This is a genomic window from Aeromicrobium sp. 9AM, from assembly GCF_902506105.1.
GTDB lineage: Bacteria > Actinomycetota > Actinomycetes > Propionibacteriales > Nocardioidaceae > Aeromicrobium.
Genome location: NZ_LR733304.1, coordinates 2074798 through 2091822 on the forward strand (window position 1 = coordinate 2074798; position 17025 = coordinate 2091822).

General features: G+C 68.8%; 16 protein-coding genes. 3 read left to right on the plus strand and 13 right to left on the minus strand.

The window, feature by feature from the left end:
- From BOSE46_RS16710 to BOSE46_RS16770, 13 genes are read right to left on the minus strand one after another with little or no spacing between them, the layout of a single operon-like run.
- Window positions 1–507, minus strand: a complete 507-nt coding sequence (locus tag BOSE46_RS16710) for a hypothetical protein (RefSeq protein ID WP_159541308.1) — start codon at window positions 505–507, stop codon at window positions 1–3.
- Window positions 504–1637, minus strand: coding sequence for an MCE family protein (locus BOSE46_RS16715; protein ID WP_159541309.1), 1134 nt, complete (start codon window positions 1635–1637; stop codon window positions 504–506). Before BOSE46_RS16715 ends, BOSE46_RS16710 begins: the two co-directional genes overlap by 4 nt.
- Window positions 1634–2959 (minus strand): MCE family protein, encoded by a 1326-nt coding sequence (locus BOSE46_RS16720; protein WP_159541310.1) that lies wholly within the window; start codon window positions 2957–2959, stop codon window positions 1634–1636. The genes BOSE46_RS16715 and BOSE46_RS16720 overlap by 4 nt, the downstream gene beginning before the upstream one ends.
- A complete protein-coding gene (locus tag BOSE46_RS16725; RefSeq protein ID WP_159541311.1) occupies window positions 2959–4161 on the minus strand; it encodes an MCE family protein in 1203 nt (400 codons plus the stop codon). The genes BOSE46_RS16720 and BOSE46_RS16725 overlap by 1 nt, the downstream gene beginning before the upstream one ends.
- Entirely contained in the window at window positions 4158–5144 is a 987-nt protein-coding gene (locus tag BOSE46_RS16730; RefSeq protein ID WP_159541312.1) for an MCE family protein, read from the minus strand. Before BOSE46_RS16730 ends, BOSE46_RS16725 begins: the two co-directional genes overlap by 4 nt.
- On the minus strand, window positions 5144–6211 hold the full coding sequence (locus BOSE46_RS16735) for an MCE family protein (RefSeq protein WP_159541313.1): 1068 nt from the start codon (window positions 6209–6211) through the stop codon (window positions 5144–5146). The genes BOSE46_RS16730 and BOSE46_RS16735 overlap by 1 nt, the downstream gene beginning before the upstream one ends.
- Window positions 6208–7350: an MCE family protein gene (locus BOSE46_RS16740; protein ID WP_159541314.1), complete on the minus strand. Its 1143-nt coding sequence runs from the start codon at window positions 7348–7350 to the stop codon at window positions 6208–6210. Before BOSE46_RS16740 ends, BOSE46_RS16735 begins: the two co-directional genes overlap by 4 nt.
- Before the next feature lie 3 nt (window positions 7351–7353).
- Window positions 7354–8193, minus strand: a complete 840-nt coding sequence (locus BOSE46_RS16745) for an ABC transporter permease (protein WP_159541315.1) — start codon at window positions 8191–8193, stop codon at window positions 7354–7356.
- Window positions 8193–8915, minus strand: a complete 723-nt coding sequence (locus tag BOSE46_RS16750) for an MlaE family ABC transporter permease (protein ID WP_371415526.1) — start codon at window positions 8913–8915, stop codon at window positions 8193–8195. The genes BOSE46_RS16745 and BOSE46_RS16750 overlap by 1 nt, the downstream gene beginning before the upstream one ends.
- 41 nt (window positions 8916–8956) lie before the next feature.
- Entirely contained in the window at window positions 8957–10552 is a 1596-nt protein-coding gene (locus tag BOSE46_RS16755) for an FAD-binding protein (protein ID WP_159541317.1), read from the minus strand.
- On the minus strand, window positions 10549–11607 hold the full coding sequence (locus BOSE46_RS16760; protein WP_159541318.1) for a ferredoxin--NADP reductase: 1059 nt from the start codon (window positions 11605–11607) through the stop codon (window positions 10549–10551). Before BOSE46_RS16760 ends, BOSE46_RS16755 begins: the two co-directional genes overlap by 4 nt.
- The gene (locus tag BOSE46_RS16765; RefSeq protein ID WP_159541319.1) at window positions 11600–11935 is read right to left on the minus strand and encodes a hypothetical protein; all 336 of its coding nucleotides are present in this window, start codon (window positions 11933–11935) and stop codon (window positions 11600–11602) included. Before BOSE46_RS16765 ends, BOSE46_RS16760 begins: the two co-directional genes overlap by 8 nt.
- The gene (locus BOSE46_RS16770; protein ID WP_159541320.1) at window positions 11935–13080 is read right to left on the minus strand and encodes a Rieske 2Fe-2S domain-containing protein; all 1146 of its coding nucleotides are present in this window, start codon (window positions 13078–13080) and stop codon (window positions 11935–11937) included. Before BOSE46_RS16770 ends, BOSE46_RS16765 begins: the two co-directional genes overlap by 1 nt.
- A gap of 60 nt (window positions 13081–13140) precedes the next feature.
- On the opposite strand from BOSE46_RS16770, the gene BOSE46_RS16775 reads away from it, so the two are divergent.
- Genes BOSE46_RS16775 through BOSE46_RS16785 form a run of 3 tightly spaced genes read left to right on the plus strand, consistent with a single transcriptional unit; the run spans window position 13141 to window position 16969 of the window.
- Complete coding sequence (locus BOSE46_RS16775; protein WP_159541321.1) at window positions 13141–14325, plus strand: acyl-CoA dehydrogenase family protein; 1185 nt, start codon at window positions 13141–13143, stop codon at window positions 14323–14325.
- 8 nt (window positions 14326–14333) lie between these two features.
- A complete protein-coding gene (locus BOSE46_RS16780; RefSeq protein WP_159541322.1) occupies window positions 14334–15419 on the plus strand; it encodes an acyl-CoA dehydrogenase family protein in 1086 nt (361 codons plus the stop codon).
- Entirely contained in the window at window positions 15416–16969 is a 1554-nt protein-coding gene (locus BOSE46_RS16785) for an AMP-binding protein (RefSeq protein ID WP_201299657.1), read from the plus strand. The genes BOSE46_RS16780 and BOSE46_RS16785 overlap by 4 nt, the downstream gene beginning before the upstream one ends.
- Window positions 16970–17025: the final 56 nt, after the last annotated feature.

The following is a 17025-nucleotide window of genomic DNA, read 5'->3' on the forward strand; positions in this document are numbered from 1 at the left end:
TCAGCCCACGAACTCGAGCTGGGAGATGAGCCAACGGCTGCCTTGTTTGACCATGGTCAGCTTGATGCGCCAGAACCGGTCCTCGACCTTGCCCTTGGTGCCCTTGTTCTGCACCTTGCTGCCCGCCGCCACGAACACGGTCGCCGAGCTCGGCTCGACCTCGCTCAATCCGATCTCGTCGACCCGCCCCTTGGAGATCGACTCCTGGCTGACCGCGGTCTCCTTGAGCGACTTGAGCGAGGCCTTGTACTGCTTCTTGAAGGTCCCCGTCGCGCCGGACAGCACCCGATCGGTCAGCTCGTCCATCTTGGTGTGGTCGACCGCCAGGAACGCCAGCGTCTCGGCGCGCGCCGCGCGGGTGACATCGGAGTAGCGGCCGGCAAGCTCCTCGGTCGGCGTGCTGCCGGGCGCGGCCTCGCTGCCTCGTACGGCGAAGAGCACCAGCCACGCCAGCAGGCCCACGAGGGCGACCCCGAGCGCAGCGTTGATCGCGGACGTACGGTTCACGAGTTCCCTCCGGCCGACGCGCCCCTCCAGTCGTAGAGCGGCGGCGCATACTTCATACCACGCATGTTCACGGGTGATCCGGACGTGCACTCGGCGGGGTAGTACGGCACGAAGCTCTCCTGTGTGGTGGGGCGCCACTGCCCGGGCGGCAGGTAGCCCTCGGTGCAGGCGGGCGGGGTCTGGTTCAGGTTGAGGTGGACCCGGCCGAACTTCTGGTCGCCCGGTGTCAGGGCCGACGGGCCGGCCGAGATCAGTCGCGGGAACGTGACCAGCAGCTGTTCGAGGGCCGGCAGACGCGCGTCGAGGACCTCGGTCACGTTGACGAGGTGCAGCAGCATCGGCGGCAGCACGGTGCGCAGCGTGCTGACCAGCTTCGTCAGCTCATGGGCCGCAGGGCCGGCGCGGTCGAGGATGCGCTCGACGTCGGCGTTCGAGTCGGCCAGCGTGCCGGTCACGTCGGCGAGGTCGCGGGCGAAGCCGCGGATGTTCGCGGCGTTGTCCTGCTGGGTCTGCAGGACCGTCTTGGCGTTGTCGAGCAGGGCGATCGTCGACGACTCGTTGGCGGCGGCCGCATCGACGAACTTCTGCGTGCTATCGACCATCGAGCGCAGCGGGTTCGCGTTGTCGCGGAACATCGTGCCGAGCTCGCTCACGACGGTGTTGAGCTCGGTGCCGTCCAGGCTCGAGACGAAGCGGCTGAGATCCTGCAGGAGCACGTCCTCCCCGAGCGGGATGCTGTCCTTGTTGCCGCGGACGGTGTCGCCGTCCTTGAGCATCGGGCCCTTCTTGGAGCCGGGCTCGAACGAGATGTACTGCTCGCCCACGACGCTGAGGTTGTGCACGAAGACCGGTGAGTCCGCCGGTACGTGGGTGTCGTCCTCGAGCGCGACGTCGACCCGCAGGCCATCGGCGTCGACGTCCATCGCGGACACCTTGCCGATCTTGACGCCGCGATAGGTGACCTCGCTGCCCTGGTAGAGACCGCCGGACTCCGGCAGGAGCACGTGGACCGTGTAGCCACGGCCCAGCGCCTGGTCGACGAACCCGAGGTAGGACGCACCGACGTAGACCATGCCCATGGCGCTCAGGATCACGAAGGCGAGCAGCCTGACCTTGATTCCGCGCCTCATGACGAGCCACCCCCCAGCAGACCCGTGAGCAGCTGGACCAGCGGATCGTCCGATCCGCTGCCCGTCGCATCGGGCGGTGGTGTGGTCGTGGCGTCCTTGTCAGGTGTGGACGGCGGGGTCGTCGAGCCGCCCGGCGTCTCGAGCTTGCCGAGGGTGTCGGCCACCTCGTCGACGGTCGACTCCTTGCACAACGGCAACGTGCCGAGCAGGGCACAGATCTGCTCGACCGCATCGCCAGCAGGTGAGCAGATGGGCGCCGCCGGTGTTGCCTTGCACAGCGTTACGAGGTCCTGCAGCGTCGTCGGCAGGAGTCCGCCCTGGCTGACCGGCGTGAGCTTGATCTGCAGCTTGAAGATGACGTTGGCGAAGTCGCCCTTGATGGCATCCGCCGCGTCGATCGGGAACGGGTAGCTGGCCGCCGCGACCAGGCCGGGCACCAACGAGTCGCCGCTGTCGGACAGCTCGCGGAGCACGGGCTCGAGGTGGCGCAGCTCGGCGATCAGGTCGTCCTTGGTCTCGTTGACGACCCGCGTGCCGACGCTTCCCAGCTTGTCGAGCTCCGACAGCATGCCGACGAGCTGCGTGTGCTGGTCGCGCAGCACGGTGATCGCGGGGCCGGCGGCATCCAGCGCGTCGCCGATGGTCTTCTTCTCCGCGACGAGCGTCCCGGTCAGCCCGTTGAGGGACTCCAGCGCCTGCACGATGTCGCCCTTCTGGGAGTCGAGCGTGCTCACGAGGGTGTTGACCTGGCTGAGGACGTCACGGATCTTGCCGGTACGCCCGTCCATCATCTCGTTGAGCTCGTGCGTGATGGTCTGGATCTGGCCGACGCCGCCGCCGGTCAGCACGAGTGACAAGGCGCCGAGAACCTCTTCGACCTCTGGGTTGCGGCCCGTGCGGTCCATCGGGATCACGTCGCCGGGTCCGAGTCGCCCGGTGCCGGCGGTCTTGGTGCTCGCACTCGTGGCGCCGGCGGTCGCCGTCGGCGCCGACAGCTCGACGTACTTCTCACCGAGCAGGCTGGTCTGGCGGATCTCGGCCTTGGCGTCGGCCGGCAGCACCACGTCCTTGCGGATGAGCATCTTGATCCGGGCGTGCCAGCCGACACGGGTCACGGACACGACCTGCCCGACGGGCACGTCGGCCACCATGACCGAGGAGCGCGGCACCAGGTTGAGGGCGTCGGCGAAGTCGGCACTGACCTCGAAGCCGTTGTCGGCACTGACCTTGTTGCCGGGCAGCGGCAGGTCGTAGACGCCGTTGAACGTGCAGCCGCTCACCAGGAGCAGCAGCACCGTCCCGACCACCATGCGGAGCCGCATCACAGCGCACCACCGCCGAGCAGGTCGAGAAGGGTCGGCAGCTTGCCCGTCTCGCCGGACGGCGCCGGGTTGGCGGAGGTCTCCGGCACGACGGGAGCGGTCGTGCCCGGCTGCGGCACGCTGGCGGCCGGGGCCGACGACGCGGGCAGCAACGGCTTGAGCAGGTCGGTGAGCATCGTGCAGGCCGCCTCCGGGGTGCCGATGCTGACCAGCGTCTGGCACAGGAACTGATCCGGACGGAACTGGAGGCCCGGGGTGATCTGCACGCGCGACCCGTACGTGCCGGTGCTCGAGTCGAACGCCAGGGCGAGGTTGCCCATCGCGAGCGAGCCCTTCTGGACGATCAGGCCGAGGGCGTCCTTCTGGTTGTCGACCCGCTCGAGCAGGCTGCTCAGCAGCTTGACATCCTTGCCGAGGACCGCCCGGTTCTCGTGCACGAAGCCCTTGACCGTGCCGAGCACCTTCGCCAGGGAGGCGAGCACGTCGCGCAGCTCGTCACGCTCTCCCGCGAACTGGCCGGACACCGAGGACAGCTCCTTGAGGAACGCCTGGACGGTCTTGTCGTTCTCCGCCAGCGTGTCGGTGATGTTGGCGAGCGAACGGACGTTGTCGAACAGCGGGCCGCGGTTGTCCGCGAACACCTCCGCCGCCTGCGACAGGTCTCGGATCACCCTGGACCCCGCCTCGCCGTTGCCGCCGAGGGCCTTCGCGCTCGCCGAGAGCAGGTTGTCCAGCGCGCCGCTGGTGGAGCCTGCCTTGGGGCCGAGCGTCGTGGCGAGGTCGTCGAGCGACTTGAACATGCGGTCCAGCTCGATGGGTGTCTTGGTGCGCGACATCGGGATGTCGGCGTGGTCCCGCATGACCGGGCCCGTGGAGTACGCCGGGAAGATCTGCACGTAGCGGTCCGCCACCAGCGTGGGCGTGACGACCGCGGCGCCGGCATCGGCCGGCAGCTTGTACTCCTTGTCGTACGTCATCTCGACGCGAACGCTGTCGCCTTCGGGCACGACCGAGGTGACCTCGCCGACGCGGACTCCCATGACTCTGAGGTGGGTGCCGGGATAGACCGCGACGGCCCGGTCGAAGTGCGCCGTGACGGTCTGCGACCCGCCCTCGCGGGGATAGACCAGGAAGGTCAGCAGCAACAGCGCGACGGGCACGGCCGCCGCGATCCATTGAGCCCTTCTGCTCCAGCCGGTCATCCGCCACCTCCCGGCTTGTTGAGGCCGAACTCGCCCGTGAAGACACCGGTGATGTTGGGGACGTAGGCGTCGAACCATGGCCCGCTGCCCACGATGTTGCCGAGGATGCTGACGTACGGGCCGTAGTTGTGCAGGAGCGTCTCGATCTGGTCCTCCCGCGCGTGCAGGAAGGACAGCACGTTCTCGAGCTTGTCCAGCGTCGGGCGCAGCTGCTCGCGGTTGTCCTTGACCACGCCCTGGAGCTCGACCGCCAGCTTGTTGGCGTTGACCAGGAGCTCGTGGATCGTCTGCTTGCGCTGGTTGAGCTCCTGGAAAATCAGGTCGGCCTTCTTCATCAAAGTCACCAGGTCGCCCTTGCGCTCGTCGAGCAGCTGGGTGACGTTGCTGGAGCGCCGCAGCAGCTTCTCGATCTCCTCGTCGCGCGAGGCGATCGTCGTCGACAGGCGGGACAGTCCGCTGAAGCTCGAGCGCACCTCGGGCGCGGCCGAGTCGACGACCTCGGCCAGCGAGTCGAGCGCCTTGGTGAGATTGGCCTTGTTGGTCTCCTCGGTCTGCGTCGTCAGCTCGCCGAGCGTCCCGACGATGTCGAACGTGACGTCGGTGCGGGACATCGGAATCGTGGCACCGGCCGCCATCGTGCCGGAGCCTTCCGGCTTGATGTTGAGGAACTTCTCGCCCAGGAGGCTCTTGACCTCGACGCTGGCGCGGGTCGAGCGGCCGAGGGTCGCGCCGGAGACGTCGAAGTCCGCGATGACCTTGGTCTTGCCGATCCGCAGCTTGTTGACCCGGCCAACCCGGACGCCCGCGACCTGGACCTCACTCCCGGTGCGCAGGCCGCTCGCGTCGCTCAGCTCGGCGTGATAGGTCGTGCCGCGGAGCCAGGGCAGCTTCTGGATGTTGAACGAGCCGACCATCACGAGCAGCAGCAACGCCAGCGAGATGATGCCCATCTGCAGGATCTGCGAGTCGCTTCGACGTGCCATCAGCGGCACCTCTTGGCATTGCTGTAGAGCGTGAAGTCCGACATCTGCTTCTGGACGTCCGCCGGCAGGGTGTCCATCAGTGCGCTGGGCAGCACGACGCCGCCGTGGAACTCGCAGAGGTAGTAGTTGTACCAGGAGCCGTAGACGCCGATCCGGGTCTGCTTGGCGAGCATCGACGGGAGCAGGTCGAGCGTCTCGTCGAGGTACGCCTTGTTCTCCGGCTTGGCCAGGACCGTGAACAGGCGCCGCAGCTGGGCGACGTCCGCCTTCAGCAGCGGGCGGCCCTCGGTCAGCAGGTCGGCGACCGACTTGGTGACCTGGGAGATGTTGGTGAGGGACGAGCCGATGACCTTGCGGTCCTTGGCCAGATCGCCGAACCAGGACCGCATGCTCGTGAGCAATTCGTCGAGCTGCTGGTGGTGGTCGTCGACCGTCGTCATCAGCGAGGTGAGGTTGGTGATGACGTCGCCGATGAGCTCGTCGCGATCGGCGAGCGTGCTGGTGAGGGAAGCGGTGTGGGAGAGCAGCTCCTGCACCGTGCCGCCTTCGCCCTGGAGCACCTGGATCAGGTTGAGCGAGAGCTTGTTGACGTCCTCGGGCCGCAGCGCCGCGAACAACGGCTGGAAGCCCTGGAACAGCTCGGTCAGGTTGAGCGCCGGGGTCGTGCGGTTGAGCTGCAGGGTCGAGCCGGGCTTGAGCCGTGGCGAACCTTCCTTGCCCTGCTCCAAGGACATGTAGCGGTCACCGATCAGGTTGAGGAAGCGGATGCTCGCCCGGGAGTCCTGCGTGAGCGGCACCCCGTCCTTGACCTTGAAGGTCACCATGGCCTCGGTGCGGTGGTGGATCTTGACGTCCTTGACCTTGCCGACCACCACACCCGCGATGCGTACCTGGTCGCCGGCCGTCAGCTCCGACGCGCTGGAGAACACGGCCTTGTACTCGGTCTGGGAGCCGAGCCCGAACCCGCCCATGATCACGACGAGCATGCCCGTCACGATCACCGAGACGAGGGTGAAGATGCCGAGCTTGATGGCCGCGACGGTGAACGCGGTGTCCCGAGAGTTCATCCGAGACCGCCGTCGGGATCGTCCTTGTCGGACCCGTCCTTCAAGGGCTCGAACGGGGCCGGTACGTCGTAGTTGTCCGGCAGACCGAGGCACCAGGGTCCGTGGCCGACCTCGCCGAACTCGGGGGCGTCCGCCTCGGTGTAGGCGCCGCGCTGGGGCGCGCCGAGCTCGAGGGTCTGGTGGATGATGCCGCCGTTGAAGACGTTGCTGGCATTGGGTCGCTGCCGGTCGAGGCCGACCAGCACGCACTTGAGCTCCGGCGAGTACGTGTCGAGGAGCGACAGCAGCGGCCGGCCCGACCGGGTCTGGGCGATCAACGCGTCCTCGTTCTCCGACAGGGTCACGCGGGTCGTGCGCGCCAGGCCGGTCAGGCTGCCGAGCGCCCGGTTGAGGTCACCCTGCTTCTGGGTGAGGGTGCGCGCGGTGACCGTGGCGTTGCGCAACAGCCGGATCAGGTCGGGGGCGGCCATGTCGTACGTGTTCGCGACCTGCGACAACAGCTTGAGGTCGGTGCGCAGCGTCGGCAGCTCGACATTCATCCGGTTGAGGTAGTCGTCCAGCGTCTCGAGGGTGTCGCCGAGCTGCTTGCCCTTGCCCTGGAGGGCGTGCGAGAGCGCGTACAGCGTGGAGTTGAGGTCGGCGGGACGCACCGAGCGCAGCAGCGGGAACAAATTGGCGAGGATGCTCTGCAGCTCGACGTTGGTCGTGACCCGGTTCGCCGGGATGATCGAGCCGTCGCGCAGGGTGCCGCCGGCGGACACCCCGGACTTGGGCGGGACCAGCTCGAGGTAGTTCTGGCCGAAGAGCGTCGTCGGCAGGATCTGCACCGCGACGTCGCCGGGGATCGTCCGGGCCGCGTCCGGCTTGAGCGACAGCGTGATCCTGGCCCGCTTGCCGTCGCTCTCGATGCCCTTGACGTAGCCCACCAGCGCGCCGTGGAGCCGCACGTCGCCGAACCGGGCCAGCTGAAGGCCCGCGCGATCGGCCATGACCGTGACATCGGTGCTCGACGTGAACTTCTTCTCGTACATCGCGATGCACAGCCAGATCAGCAGGCTGACCGACAGGAGGTACGCGATCCCGGCGAACCACAGTCGGTGATGTTCGCGCGGGGTGTCGTGGACGAGGCTCGCGAGCATCGGCTACCCCGTGATCCGCACGGTGGTCGTCGATCCCCAGATGGCGAAGCTCAGGAAGAAGTTGACGACGACGACCGTGACGATCGATGAGCGGATGGCGCGCCCGACGGCGACGCCCACGCCGGCCGGGCCGCCGGAAGCGGTGTAGCCGTAGTAGCAGTGGATCAAGATGATCAGGACCGCCAGGACGATCATCTTGCCGAACGACCAGAGGATGTCGACGGGCGGCAGGAACTGGCGGAAGTAGTGGTCGTACGTGCCGACGGACTCGCCGTAGACCATCGTGGTGATGAGTCGTGGCGAGAGGTAGGACGCGAGCAGCGCGACCGTGTAGAGCGGGATCACCGAGACGAATCCCGCGATCATCCGCGTCGTCACCAGGAACGGGATCGAGGGCACGCCCATGACCTCGAGGGCGTCGATCTCCTCGGAGATCCGCATGGCGCCGAGCCGCGCGGTGTAGCCGCAGCCGACCGTGGCGGCCAGCGCGATCGAGGACACCAGGGGCGCCACCTCGCGGGTGTTGAAGTACGCCGAGATGAACGCCGTGAACTTCGCGACGCCGATCTGGCTCAGCGAGGCGTAGCCCTGCAGCCCGACCTCGGTGCCGGCGAAGAACGCGAGGAAGGCGATGACGCCGACCGTGCCGGCGATGACGGAGAGGGCACCGACACCGAACACGACCTCCGCGAGGGTCTTGGCGACCTCCTTGCGGTAGCTGCGCAGCACGTGCGGGATCGACCCCAGTGCCTTGGCGTAGAACAGCAGCTGGTCGCCCATCGTCTCCAGGCGGGTGCGCCCGGACTTGACGGCCGAGGTGCCGAGCTCGGTAAGGACGCTCATCACAGGCCTGCCTGGGGGACGAACTGGAAGTAGAGCGCCGTGATGATCGAGTTGAGCAGGAACAGCAGCATGAACGAGAGGATGACCGACTCGTTGACCGCGCGGCCGACACCGGCGGGGCCGCCGCCTGCGCTGAGTCCCTTGTAGGACCCGACGATCGCCGCGAGGAAGCCGAACGTCGCAGCCTTGATCATCGAGACGTAGATGTCGGGCAGGGTCGCCAGCGCGGTGAACGAGGCGAGGAAGGCACCGGCGGAGCCGCCCTGCACGATCACCGTGAAGTAGTAGCCGCCCGCGATGCCGGCCGTGATGACGATGCCGTTCATCAGCATCGCCACCGTGACGGTCGCCAGTGCGCGCGGCACGACGAGTCGCGCGATCGGGTCGATGCCCAACGTCTCCATCGCATCGATCTCCTCGCGCATCTTGCGTGCGCCGAGGTCCGAGCAGATCGCCGAGCCGGCCGCGCCCGCGATGATGAGGGCCGCGGCGATCGGTGCCGCCTCTCGCACCGTAGCGAGCACCGCGGTGGCACCGGCGAACGACTGGGCACCGAGCTGACCAGTGAGGTTGCCGACCTGCAGCGCGATGACCGCGCCGAACGGGATCGACACCAGGATCGTCGGCATCAGCGTGACGCTGGCGACGAACCAGGCCTGCTCGACGAACTCGCGCAGCTGGAAGCGGGTCGTGAAGGTGAGCTTCGCGACGTCCCACGACATCGCGGCGACCTGACCGGGGCCGCGCACCACCGAGGCAAGACTCAGGCCCATGTCTCCTCCTGGTGGCCATCGACTCCGCTGCGACGGGACCCTGGCGGGGCAACGTGTGTCTTTTCGGCGGCCGGCGTGACTTCAGAAGAGTAACGACCCGGTGTGATCTGCGTTACGTTTTCAGGGGTTCTGGTGGCGGCATGCCGCCCGGCACGACGGCCGAAGAACGACGCCTCCCCGAGCTGGGTGCCCGAGGCGTAGCCACGCCCGTCGACCGCGATGTTGGAGGCGCAGGCGCCCGCGGCGTACAGGCCGTCGACGGCCGAGCGGTCCTCGCGCAGCACGCGACCATCGGGGTCGACGGCGAGTCCACCGCACGTGAACCCCGAGTAGAAAGCGTGGCCGGGGGTCAGGTCGTACGCGCCGTAGGGCGGGACGTCGAGCGGCACGACGTACTCCGCGGCCTTGCGGAACGCCGGGTCGGCACCGTCGCGGGCTGCCGCGTTGTAGTCGTCGAGCGTGCGGGCCAGCGATCCGGCCGGCACGCCGAGCCCGACCTCCATCTCGGCGACCGTCTCCCACCCGTCGACCAGTGGCTGCAGCCCGTATGCCGGCTCGGCCATCTGCACCGAGTCCAGGATCAGCCACGCCTTCTGGCCGGGCTGGTCGAAGACGAAGGCCGACGTGCGGGAGTGGTAGGAGTCCTCCGCGACGAACCGCTCGCCGTGGCTGTTGACGCAGATCCCCGAGACGAGATGACCGGGCGGGTAGAACGGGGCGGTCAGGAACGCGCCGTCCATGTGCTCGGTCGCGGCACCGACCGACTCGCCGAGCCGGATCCCGAGCCCGTCGTCGTACGTGTTGCCGAGCGCCATGCCCCGGGCCAGCAAGGCCTCGAGGGGCGACGCGAACGCATGCACCATCTCCGGGTTCATGACGAAGCCCCCGGCGGCGATGACCACGGCTCCCGCACGAACGGCGCCGGTCTCGCTGAAGCGCTTCCAGGTCACCCCGACCACCCGGTCACCGTCGGTCACGAGCGCCGTCGCGCCGGTGTCGAAGCGGACCTCGACGCCGAGCTCGTCGAGCCGCTTCAGGGCCAGGTCGAGCACGAGCGCACCGCCGCCGGAGTCACCCACGACAGGTGGCTGGTGGCCACGGGGCGCCGGCTTCGCGATGTCGTGGAACGGCCACACCTTCTCGTTGCCGGTGAACATCACGCCCTGCGTGCCCGGCGCCATGACGCTCTTGTCCGGGTAGAACGAGCGCTCGAACTCGAAGCCGAGCGACTCGAGCCAGCCGAAGTGCTCGACGCTGCCCTCGCTGTAGAGCCGGATCTTCTCCGGGTCGCACTCGGGCGAGACGGCCTGGAGATACTTCGCCATCTCCTCGGGGGTGTCCTCGTAGCCGCTGACCTCCTGGCAGGGCGTGCCACCGCCGAGGTAGAAGTGTCCTCCGGCCATCGCGCTGGTGGCCGACAGTCGGCCACCGCGGTCGACGACCAGCACCCGCGCGCCCGCAGTCGCCGCCTCGATCGCAGCGGCTGTGCCGGCCATGCCGGCGCCGATGACGAGCACGTCGACCTCGTCGGACCACGAGGCGACCTCGTCGGCCGGCACCTGATCCGGGATGTCCATCGCGGTCATGAGTACGTCACCCGGACCTTCTCGGACGCCGGCTCGCTCTGGCACCCCAGACGTATGCCGTCGGCCAGGTCCTCGTCCTCGAGCACGTCGTTGGCGCGCATCGTGACCTCGCCCTCGAGCAGGCGGATCGCGCAGGCCGAGCACTCGCCCTCGCGGCAGGAGTATGGCGCCTTCACGCCTTTGCTCTCCAGGTGCTCCAGCAGGGTCGTGCCGGGCCGCCAGTCGTCGTACTCGTAGTCGACACCATCGAGCTCGACCTGCAGGTGCACCGAGGGACCCGCCGGAGCGGCGGCCGGCTCGTCCTCGTCGGCGCCGGGCTCGCGCTCGGCGGCCGTCTCGAACGGGTTGCCGCCCAGCGATACGAACTTCTCCTGGTGACGGCGGTCCCGGGGGAACTCGAGCTCCTTCAGTGCGGCCACGGTTGCCGCCATGAACGGCGCCGGTCCGCAGACGAATGCGTCGCGCTCGACGTACTGGGCGGCGAACGCACGCAGCTGGTCCTGCGAGGGCAACCCCTGCACCGACTCGAGCCAGTGGACGACCTGCAGGCGGTCGGGGTGCTCGGCCGCGAGCTCCTTGAGCGCTGCGCCGAAGATCACCGAGCGCTCGTCGCGGTTGGCGTAGAACAGCACGATCCGGCCCGACCCGCGGGCCAGGGACGTACGGATGATCGACATGACAGGCGTGATGCCGCTGCCGCCGGCGAACAGCAGCAGGTCGGCGTCGAGGTCCTTGGGCGTGAAGATGCCGCTCGGCGGTAGCACCCGGAGCCGGTCGCCCGGCCGCAGCTCGGAGCAGATCCAGCCCGAGGCGTAGCCGTCGGGTGTGCGCTTGACCGTGATCGTCAGGGGTCCGTCGTCGACCGGCGTCGAGGAGAGCGAATAGCTGCGCGCCACCAGGCCCGTACGGTCGCTCGGCACGGCGACGGTGAGGAACTGTCCCGGCGTGTAGGCGAAGTGCTCCCGGTGCTCGCCCGGGTCGAGGACGACCGAGCGCGCGTCGCCGGTCTCCTCGATGACGTCGAGCACCTCGAGCTCGAAGGAACTCTCACTCATGGGAGTTGCGGTCCCGGTCCAGTCCGACCGGATCGACTCCTGCGCCGACCGTGACCATGCCTTCACTGACGGCGTACTCGATCGACGCCAGCAGCTGGGGGCAGGCCGAGTGGACCGGCCGGCCGTCGTCCTGCTGGTCGAGCTCGGAGAAGACCGCACAGGTCTCGACGGCTTCCCGCGTCCACTGGATCGACGTGTGGTGCTCGCTGTTCTTGCGCACCATGACCTGTGCCTGGCACTGCCGGCAGGTCACGTCCGACAGGTTGCCCTGCGTGTAGAGCTCGCGGTCATCGAGCGTCTCCGCCCGCGTCGGGACGATGTACGCCATCAGGCGTCCGCCGTCTCGGCCTGGCGGTCCTCCGCCGCCTTGCGGGCAAGGTTCTCGGCGACCTCGGCGCGCCAGTTCTCGTTGGCCTTGGTCGTGTCGACCTCGAACTCGAACCGTTCGACCATCTCGGGCTCGACGTCGGCCTTGTCGACGTAGAACTGCTCGTACCAGCGGCGCAGCTGGTAGACCGGGCCGTCCTCCTCGCACAGCAGGGGGTTCTGCACCGGCGCCTTGTTCTGCCAGATCGCGACATCCTGCAGGAAGCCCTGCTCGAACGTCTCGGCGTACTTGTCGCCGATGTACTTCGCCGTGGCCTCGTCGACGCCCTCCGGCTTCTCGACGCACAGGCCGTACTGCAGGTTGAACGAGTTGGGGCCGGTCGGGATGTGGCAGTTGATCAAGATGACCTTGGTCAGGAAGCCCTTGTAGTCGGTGTCGAGCCAGTTGATCATGTACGACGGCCCGAAGTACGTCGCCTCGGACTTGAGCACGAGGTCCTCGTCGCCGTAGCCCTCGGCCTTCATGTCCGGGCGCCCGGTGGACTCCATGAACTGGGTCGCCTTGTCGCCCTCGAAGACATTGCGGAAGTTGGTGGGGAACGCGAAGTGGATGTAGAAGAAGTGCGCCATGTCGACGACGTTGTCGATGATCTCGCGGCAGTGGGCGTTGTCGACCTCGATGACGTTCCAGGTCCACTCGGTGTACTTGTCGGTGCCGACGCCCTCGAGCTCGGGCGGCAACGCGTCCAGGTCGGCCGGGCTGCCCTCGGGGTCGTGCCAGATCATCAGCATGCCGTTGCGGACGACGCTCTCGTAGCGCTGAGTGCGGGCTCGCAACGGGACGCGCTTGGCGTACGGGATGGCCTTGCACTTGCCGTCGCCGCCCCAGCGCCAGTCGTGGAACGGGCAGGCGATCTCGTCGCCCTTGACGGTGCCCTGCGTCAGGTCGCCGCCCATGTGCCGGCAGTAGCCGTCGAGCACGTGCAGCGCACCCTCCGAGTCGCTCCACACCACGAGCTTGCCGCCGAACGCCTGCACCGAGTGTGGCTTGCCGTCGGTGAAGTCCCGCTCGAGGCCGAGGCAGTGCCAGCCACGGGCGAATCGCTCCGGGACGGTGCCGATGTCGAGAACGCGGGTCTCACTCACGATTGCCTCCGATTGCGGTCCATGGTGGACCAAAACGAGAACACGTTATAGTTTTACCACATGTACGTCGCCCTGACAGCCGACCAGCTTCGCCTTCGTGACGAGCTGAAGGGCTACTTCTCCGAGCTGGTCACCCCCGAGCGCCGGGCCGCCCTCGCCGCCTCCTCCGGGGAGTTCGGCGACGCCACGGTCTACAAGGACGTGATCCGCCAGCTCGGCGCCGACGGCTGGCTCGGCATGGGCTGGCCCGAGGAGTGGGGCGGGCAGAACCGCTCGATGGTCGACGAGCTGATCTTCACCAATGTCGCGGCCGTCGCCGGGGTGCCGATCCCCTACCTGACGCTCAACACCGTCGGCCCGACGATCATGAAGTACGGCACCCAGGAGCAGAAGGAGTACTTCCTCCCCCGGATCGTCCAGGGCGAGCTGCACTTCTCGATCGGCTACTCGGAGCCGGGGTCCGGCACCGACCTGGCCTCGTTGCGTACGCGCGCCGAGCTCGACGAGTCGACCGGCGAGTGGGTCGTCAACGGCCAGAAGATGTGGACCTCCCTGATCCAGTACGCCGACTGGATCTGGATGGCGTGCCGCACCGACCCCGACCTGCCCCGGCACAAGGGCCTGTCGATGATCCTCGTCCCGGCCGACGCCGAGGGCTTCTCCTACACGCCGGTGCACACGATCGCGGGCGTCGGCACGAGCGCGACCTACTACGACAACGTCCGGGTGCCGGCCGACAACCTCATCGGCGGTCGCGGCGGCGGCTGGGCGCTGATCACCAACCAGCTCAACCGCGAGCGGGTCGCGCTGACCTCGTCGGCGCCGCTCGTCCACTCGATCGAGCTCGTCACCGACTGGGCGCGGCAGACCAAGGACGCCAACGGCGTACGCGTGATCGACCAGCAGTGGGTGCAGATCCTGCTCGGCCGGGCGCAGGCCCGTACCGAGGCGCTGACCCTCATGGGCTGGAAGCTCGCCACCGAGATCGACACCCTCTCGCCCGCCGATGCGTCGGCCATCAAGGTCTACGGATCCGAGCTGGCGATCGAGGTCTACCGATCATTGATGGAGGTCGTCGGGCCCGCAGCCGGCATCGCGGCGGACTCGGCCGGCGCCGTGCTCGCCGGCCGGCTGGAGCGTTACTTCCGCTCGTCGCTCGTCATGACGTTCGGCGGCGGCACGAACGAGATCCAGCGGGACATCATCGGCTACGTCGGGCTCGGCCTGCCGGCAGCGAAGCGTTAGGGACTGCCATGGACTTCACGTTCTCCCCCGAGGCCGACGACGCCGCTGCCCTGGCGGCGACGATCCTGGGCGACCACACCAAGCCGGCCCGGCTGGCAGAGGTCGAGGCCGCAGGCAACCGCTTCGATCCCGAGCTCTGGGCCGCGCTGCGCAGTGCGGGGCTGTTGACCCTGACGACGCTCGAGGCGCACGACGGCGCGGGCCTCGGCTTCGTCGAGCTGTGCCGCGTGCTGGTCGAGGCCGGCCGCACGGTCGCTCCGGTGCCGCTGGCCGCGGACTCCGTCGCACGTCTGTGGCTCGGCGAGCACGGCAGCGACGAGCAGCAGCGCATCGGGTTCGCCTCCGACGTGCTGAGCTGTGCGATCGCCGAGGAGCACGAGCACGCCCCGACCACACCGACGACCACCGCGGCCGACGACGGCGGCACGTACGTGCTGACCGGCACCAAGTACCTCGTCCCAGCCGCCACGGTCGCCACCGCCTTCCTGGTGACCGCGACGACGACCGCCGGGACCGCCGTCTTCCTCGTCGACGTCAACGAGGTGGGCGTTCGCGAGCAACGCCTCAGTGACGGCGACGTCACCGGCATGATCGAGCTCGAGGGCGTACGGGTGGCCGCGGACCGGCGCGTCGGCGATTCCGCTGCGGCGCAGCGACTGCTGGACCTGCTGACCGTGGCCTCGTGCGCCGTGCAGCTCGGCATCACCGAAGGCGCCGTCGCGCTGACGGCGGAGTACGCCAAGACGCGCGAGCAGTTCGACCGGCCCGTCGCCACGTTCCAGGCCGTCTCGCAGCGCCTCGCCGACGGCTACATCGACACCCGCTTCCTGGCGCTGACGGTCTGGCAGGCGGCATGGCGACTCGCCGAGCACCTGCCGGCGGAGGAGGCCGTCGCCACGGCCAAGCTCTGGGCCGCCGATGCCGGCCACCGCATCGCGCACACGACGGTGCACATCCACGGTGGTGTCGGCGTCGACCTCGACGGGGTGGCGCACCGCTACTTCACCGCGGCCACGCGCTACGAGTTCCAGTACGGCGGCGCGACGGAGCAGGCGCTGCGCCTCGGCCGGCGCCTCGCAGCAGAACCCGCGTGACGATCCGGGACCTCCTCCTGGCCCGCGCCGAGCAGGACACGCCGGCACTGCTGACCCACGGGCGTACGTGGTCATGGCGCGAGCTCGTCGCCGACGCGTCGGCCCGCGCTGCCGCGGTCGGTCGTCTGCTGGACCCGGAGCGGCCGCCGCACGTCGGGCTGCTGATGGACAACACCGCCGAGATGCTGCTCGGGCTCGCCGCCGCGGGCCTCGGCGGGCACGTCGCGGTCGGCGTCAACAGCACCCGCCGCGGTGAGGCACTCGTGGCAGACCTGCGCCGCGCCGATGTTCAGGTGCTGCTGACCGACGCGACGCAGCATGGGCTGCTGGAGGGCCTCGACCTGACGGGCATACAGGTCGTCGACGCTGATGACCTTTCGACAAGCTCAAGGACCGACATGGCCGGTGAGGCTCCTGACGCGTCGCTGGCTGACGACTCTCTCTTCATGCTGATCTTCACCTCGGGGACGAGCGGCCGGCCCAAGGCCGTGCGCATCACCCACGAGAAGGTGACCTACCCCGGCGCGTACCTCAGCGAGCGCTTCGGCCTCACGGGCGACGACGTGCACTACGTCGCGATGCCGCTGTTCCACTCCAACGCCGTGATGGCGGGGTGGGCGCCGGCGCTCGTGACCGGTGCCGCAGTGGCGCTGCGCGAGAAGTTCTCGGCGTCGGAGTTCCTGTCGGACGTACGCCGGTTCGGTGCGACGTATGCGTCATACGTCGGCAAGCCGCTGACGTACGTCCTGGCCACGCCCGAGCTTCCCGACGACGCGGACAACCCGCTGAGACTCGTCTTCGGCAACGAGGCCGGCGACCGCGACATCCGCGCATTCGCGGAGCGCTTCGGCTGCACCGTGATCGACGGGTTCGGCTCGACCGAGAACGCTGTCGTCGTCAGCAAGCTCCCCGGCACGCCGTCCGGCGCCCTGGGCTGGCCGGCCGACGGGGTTGCCGTGCACGACCCCGAGACCGGTGCGGAGTGCGTACGCGCTGAGGTCGACGCGGCCGGGCGGGTGGTCAACCTCGACGAGTGCGTCGGCGAGCTCGTCAACACCACCGGCGCAGGGCAGTTCGCCGGCTACTACAACGATGACGAGGCAACCGCGGAGCGCATGCGCGGCGGCATGTACTGGTCCGGCGACCTCGCCTACCGGGATGCCGAGGGGTGGGTCTGGTTCGCCGGGCGTACGGCCGCCTGGCTTCGCGTCGACGGCGAGAACCTCGCCTGCGCGCCGATCGAGCAGATCCTGCTGCGGCATCCCGCGATCGACCAGGTCGCGGTCTACGCGGTGCCCGACGAGCGCTCCGGCGACCAGGTCGCGGCCGCGCTGGTGCTGCGGGACGAGCTGGGGCCGGACGACCTCGAGCGCTTCCTCGACGAGCAGGCCGACCTGTCGCCCAAGGCGCGGCCGCGCTATGTCCGCATCGTCGATGCGCTGCCCCGCACGGCGACGCACAAGGTGCTCCACCGCGAGCTCACGGCAGCCAGCATCGCCGACGCCACCTGGACAAGAGCAGAACGCGGAACGGCCTATTCCGCTCCCTAGCGACGAGCTCTGCTGGGGGTCCCCCCACGAGCTCTGCGAGTAGGGGGCGGAGCGGG

Bases quoted from the DNA above. Each gene is read 5' to 3' on its own strand.
- BOSE46_RS16715 (WP_159541309.1), bottom strand. From the start codon at position 1,637: ATGAGGCGCGGAATCAAGGTCAGGCTGCTCGCCTTCGTGATCCTGAGC.
- BOSE46_RS16720 (WP_159541310.1), bottom strand. From the start codon at position 2,959: ATGCGGCTCCGCATGGTGGTCGGGACGGTGCTGCTGCTCCTGGTGAGC.
- BOSE46_RS16725 (WP_159541311.1), bottom strand. From the start codon at position 4,161: ATGACCGGCTGGAGCAGAAGGGCTCAATGGATCGCGGCGGCCGTGCCC.
- BOSE46_RS16730 (WP_159541312.1), bottom strand. From the start codon at position 5,144: ATGGCACGTCGAAGCGACTCGCAGATCCTGCAGATGGGCATCATCTCG.
- BOSE46_RS16735 (WP_159541313.1), bottom strand. From the start codon at position 6,211: ATGAACTCTCGGGACACCGCGTTCACCGTCGCGGCCATCAAGCTCGGC.
- BOSE46_RS16740 (WP_159541314.1), bottom strand. From the start codon at position 7,350: ATGCTCGCGAGCCTCGTCCACGACACCCCGCGCGAACATCACCGACTG.
- BOSE46_RS16745 (WP_159541315.1), bottom strand. From the start codon at position 8,193: ATGAGCGTCCTTACCGAGCTCGGCACCTCGGCCGTCAAGTCCGGGCGC.
- BOSE46_RS16750 (WP_371415526.1), bottom strand. From the start codon at position 8,915: ATGTCGTGGGACGTCGCGAAGCTCACCTTCACGACCCGCTTCCAGCTG.
- BOSE46_RS16755 (WP_159541317.1), bottom strand. From the start codon at position 10,552: ATGACCGCGATGGACATCCCGGATCAGGTGCCGGCCGACGAGGTCGCC.
- BOSE46_RS16760 (WP_159541318.1), bottom strand. From the start codon at position 11,607: ATGAGTGAGAGTTCCTTCGAGCTCGAGGTGCTCGACGTCATCGAGGAG.
- BOSE46_RS16765 (WP_159541319.1), bottom strand. From the start codon at position 11,935: ATGGCGTACATCGTCCCGACGCGGGCGGAGACGCTCGATGACCGCGAG.
- BOSE46_RS16775 (WP_159541321.1), top strand. From the start codon at position 13,141: ATGTACGTCGCCCTGACAGCCGACCAGCTTCGCCTTCGTGACGAGCTG.
- BOSE46_RS16780 (WP_159541322.1), top strand. From the start codon at position 14,334: ATGGACTTCACGTTCTCCCCCGAGGCCGACGACGCCGCTGCCCTGGCG.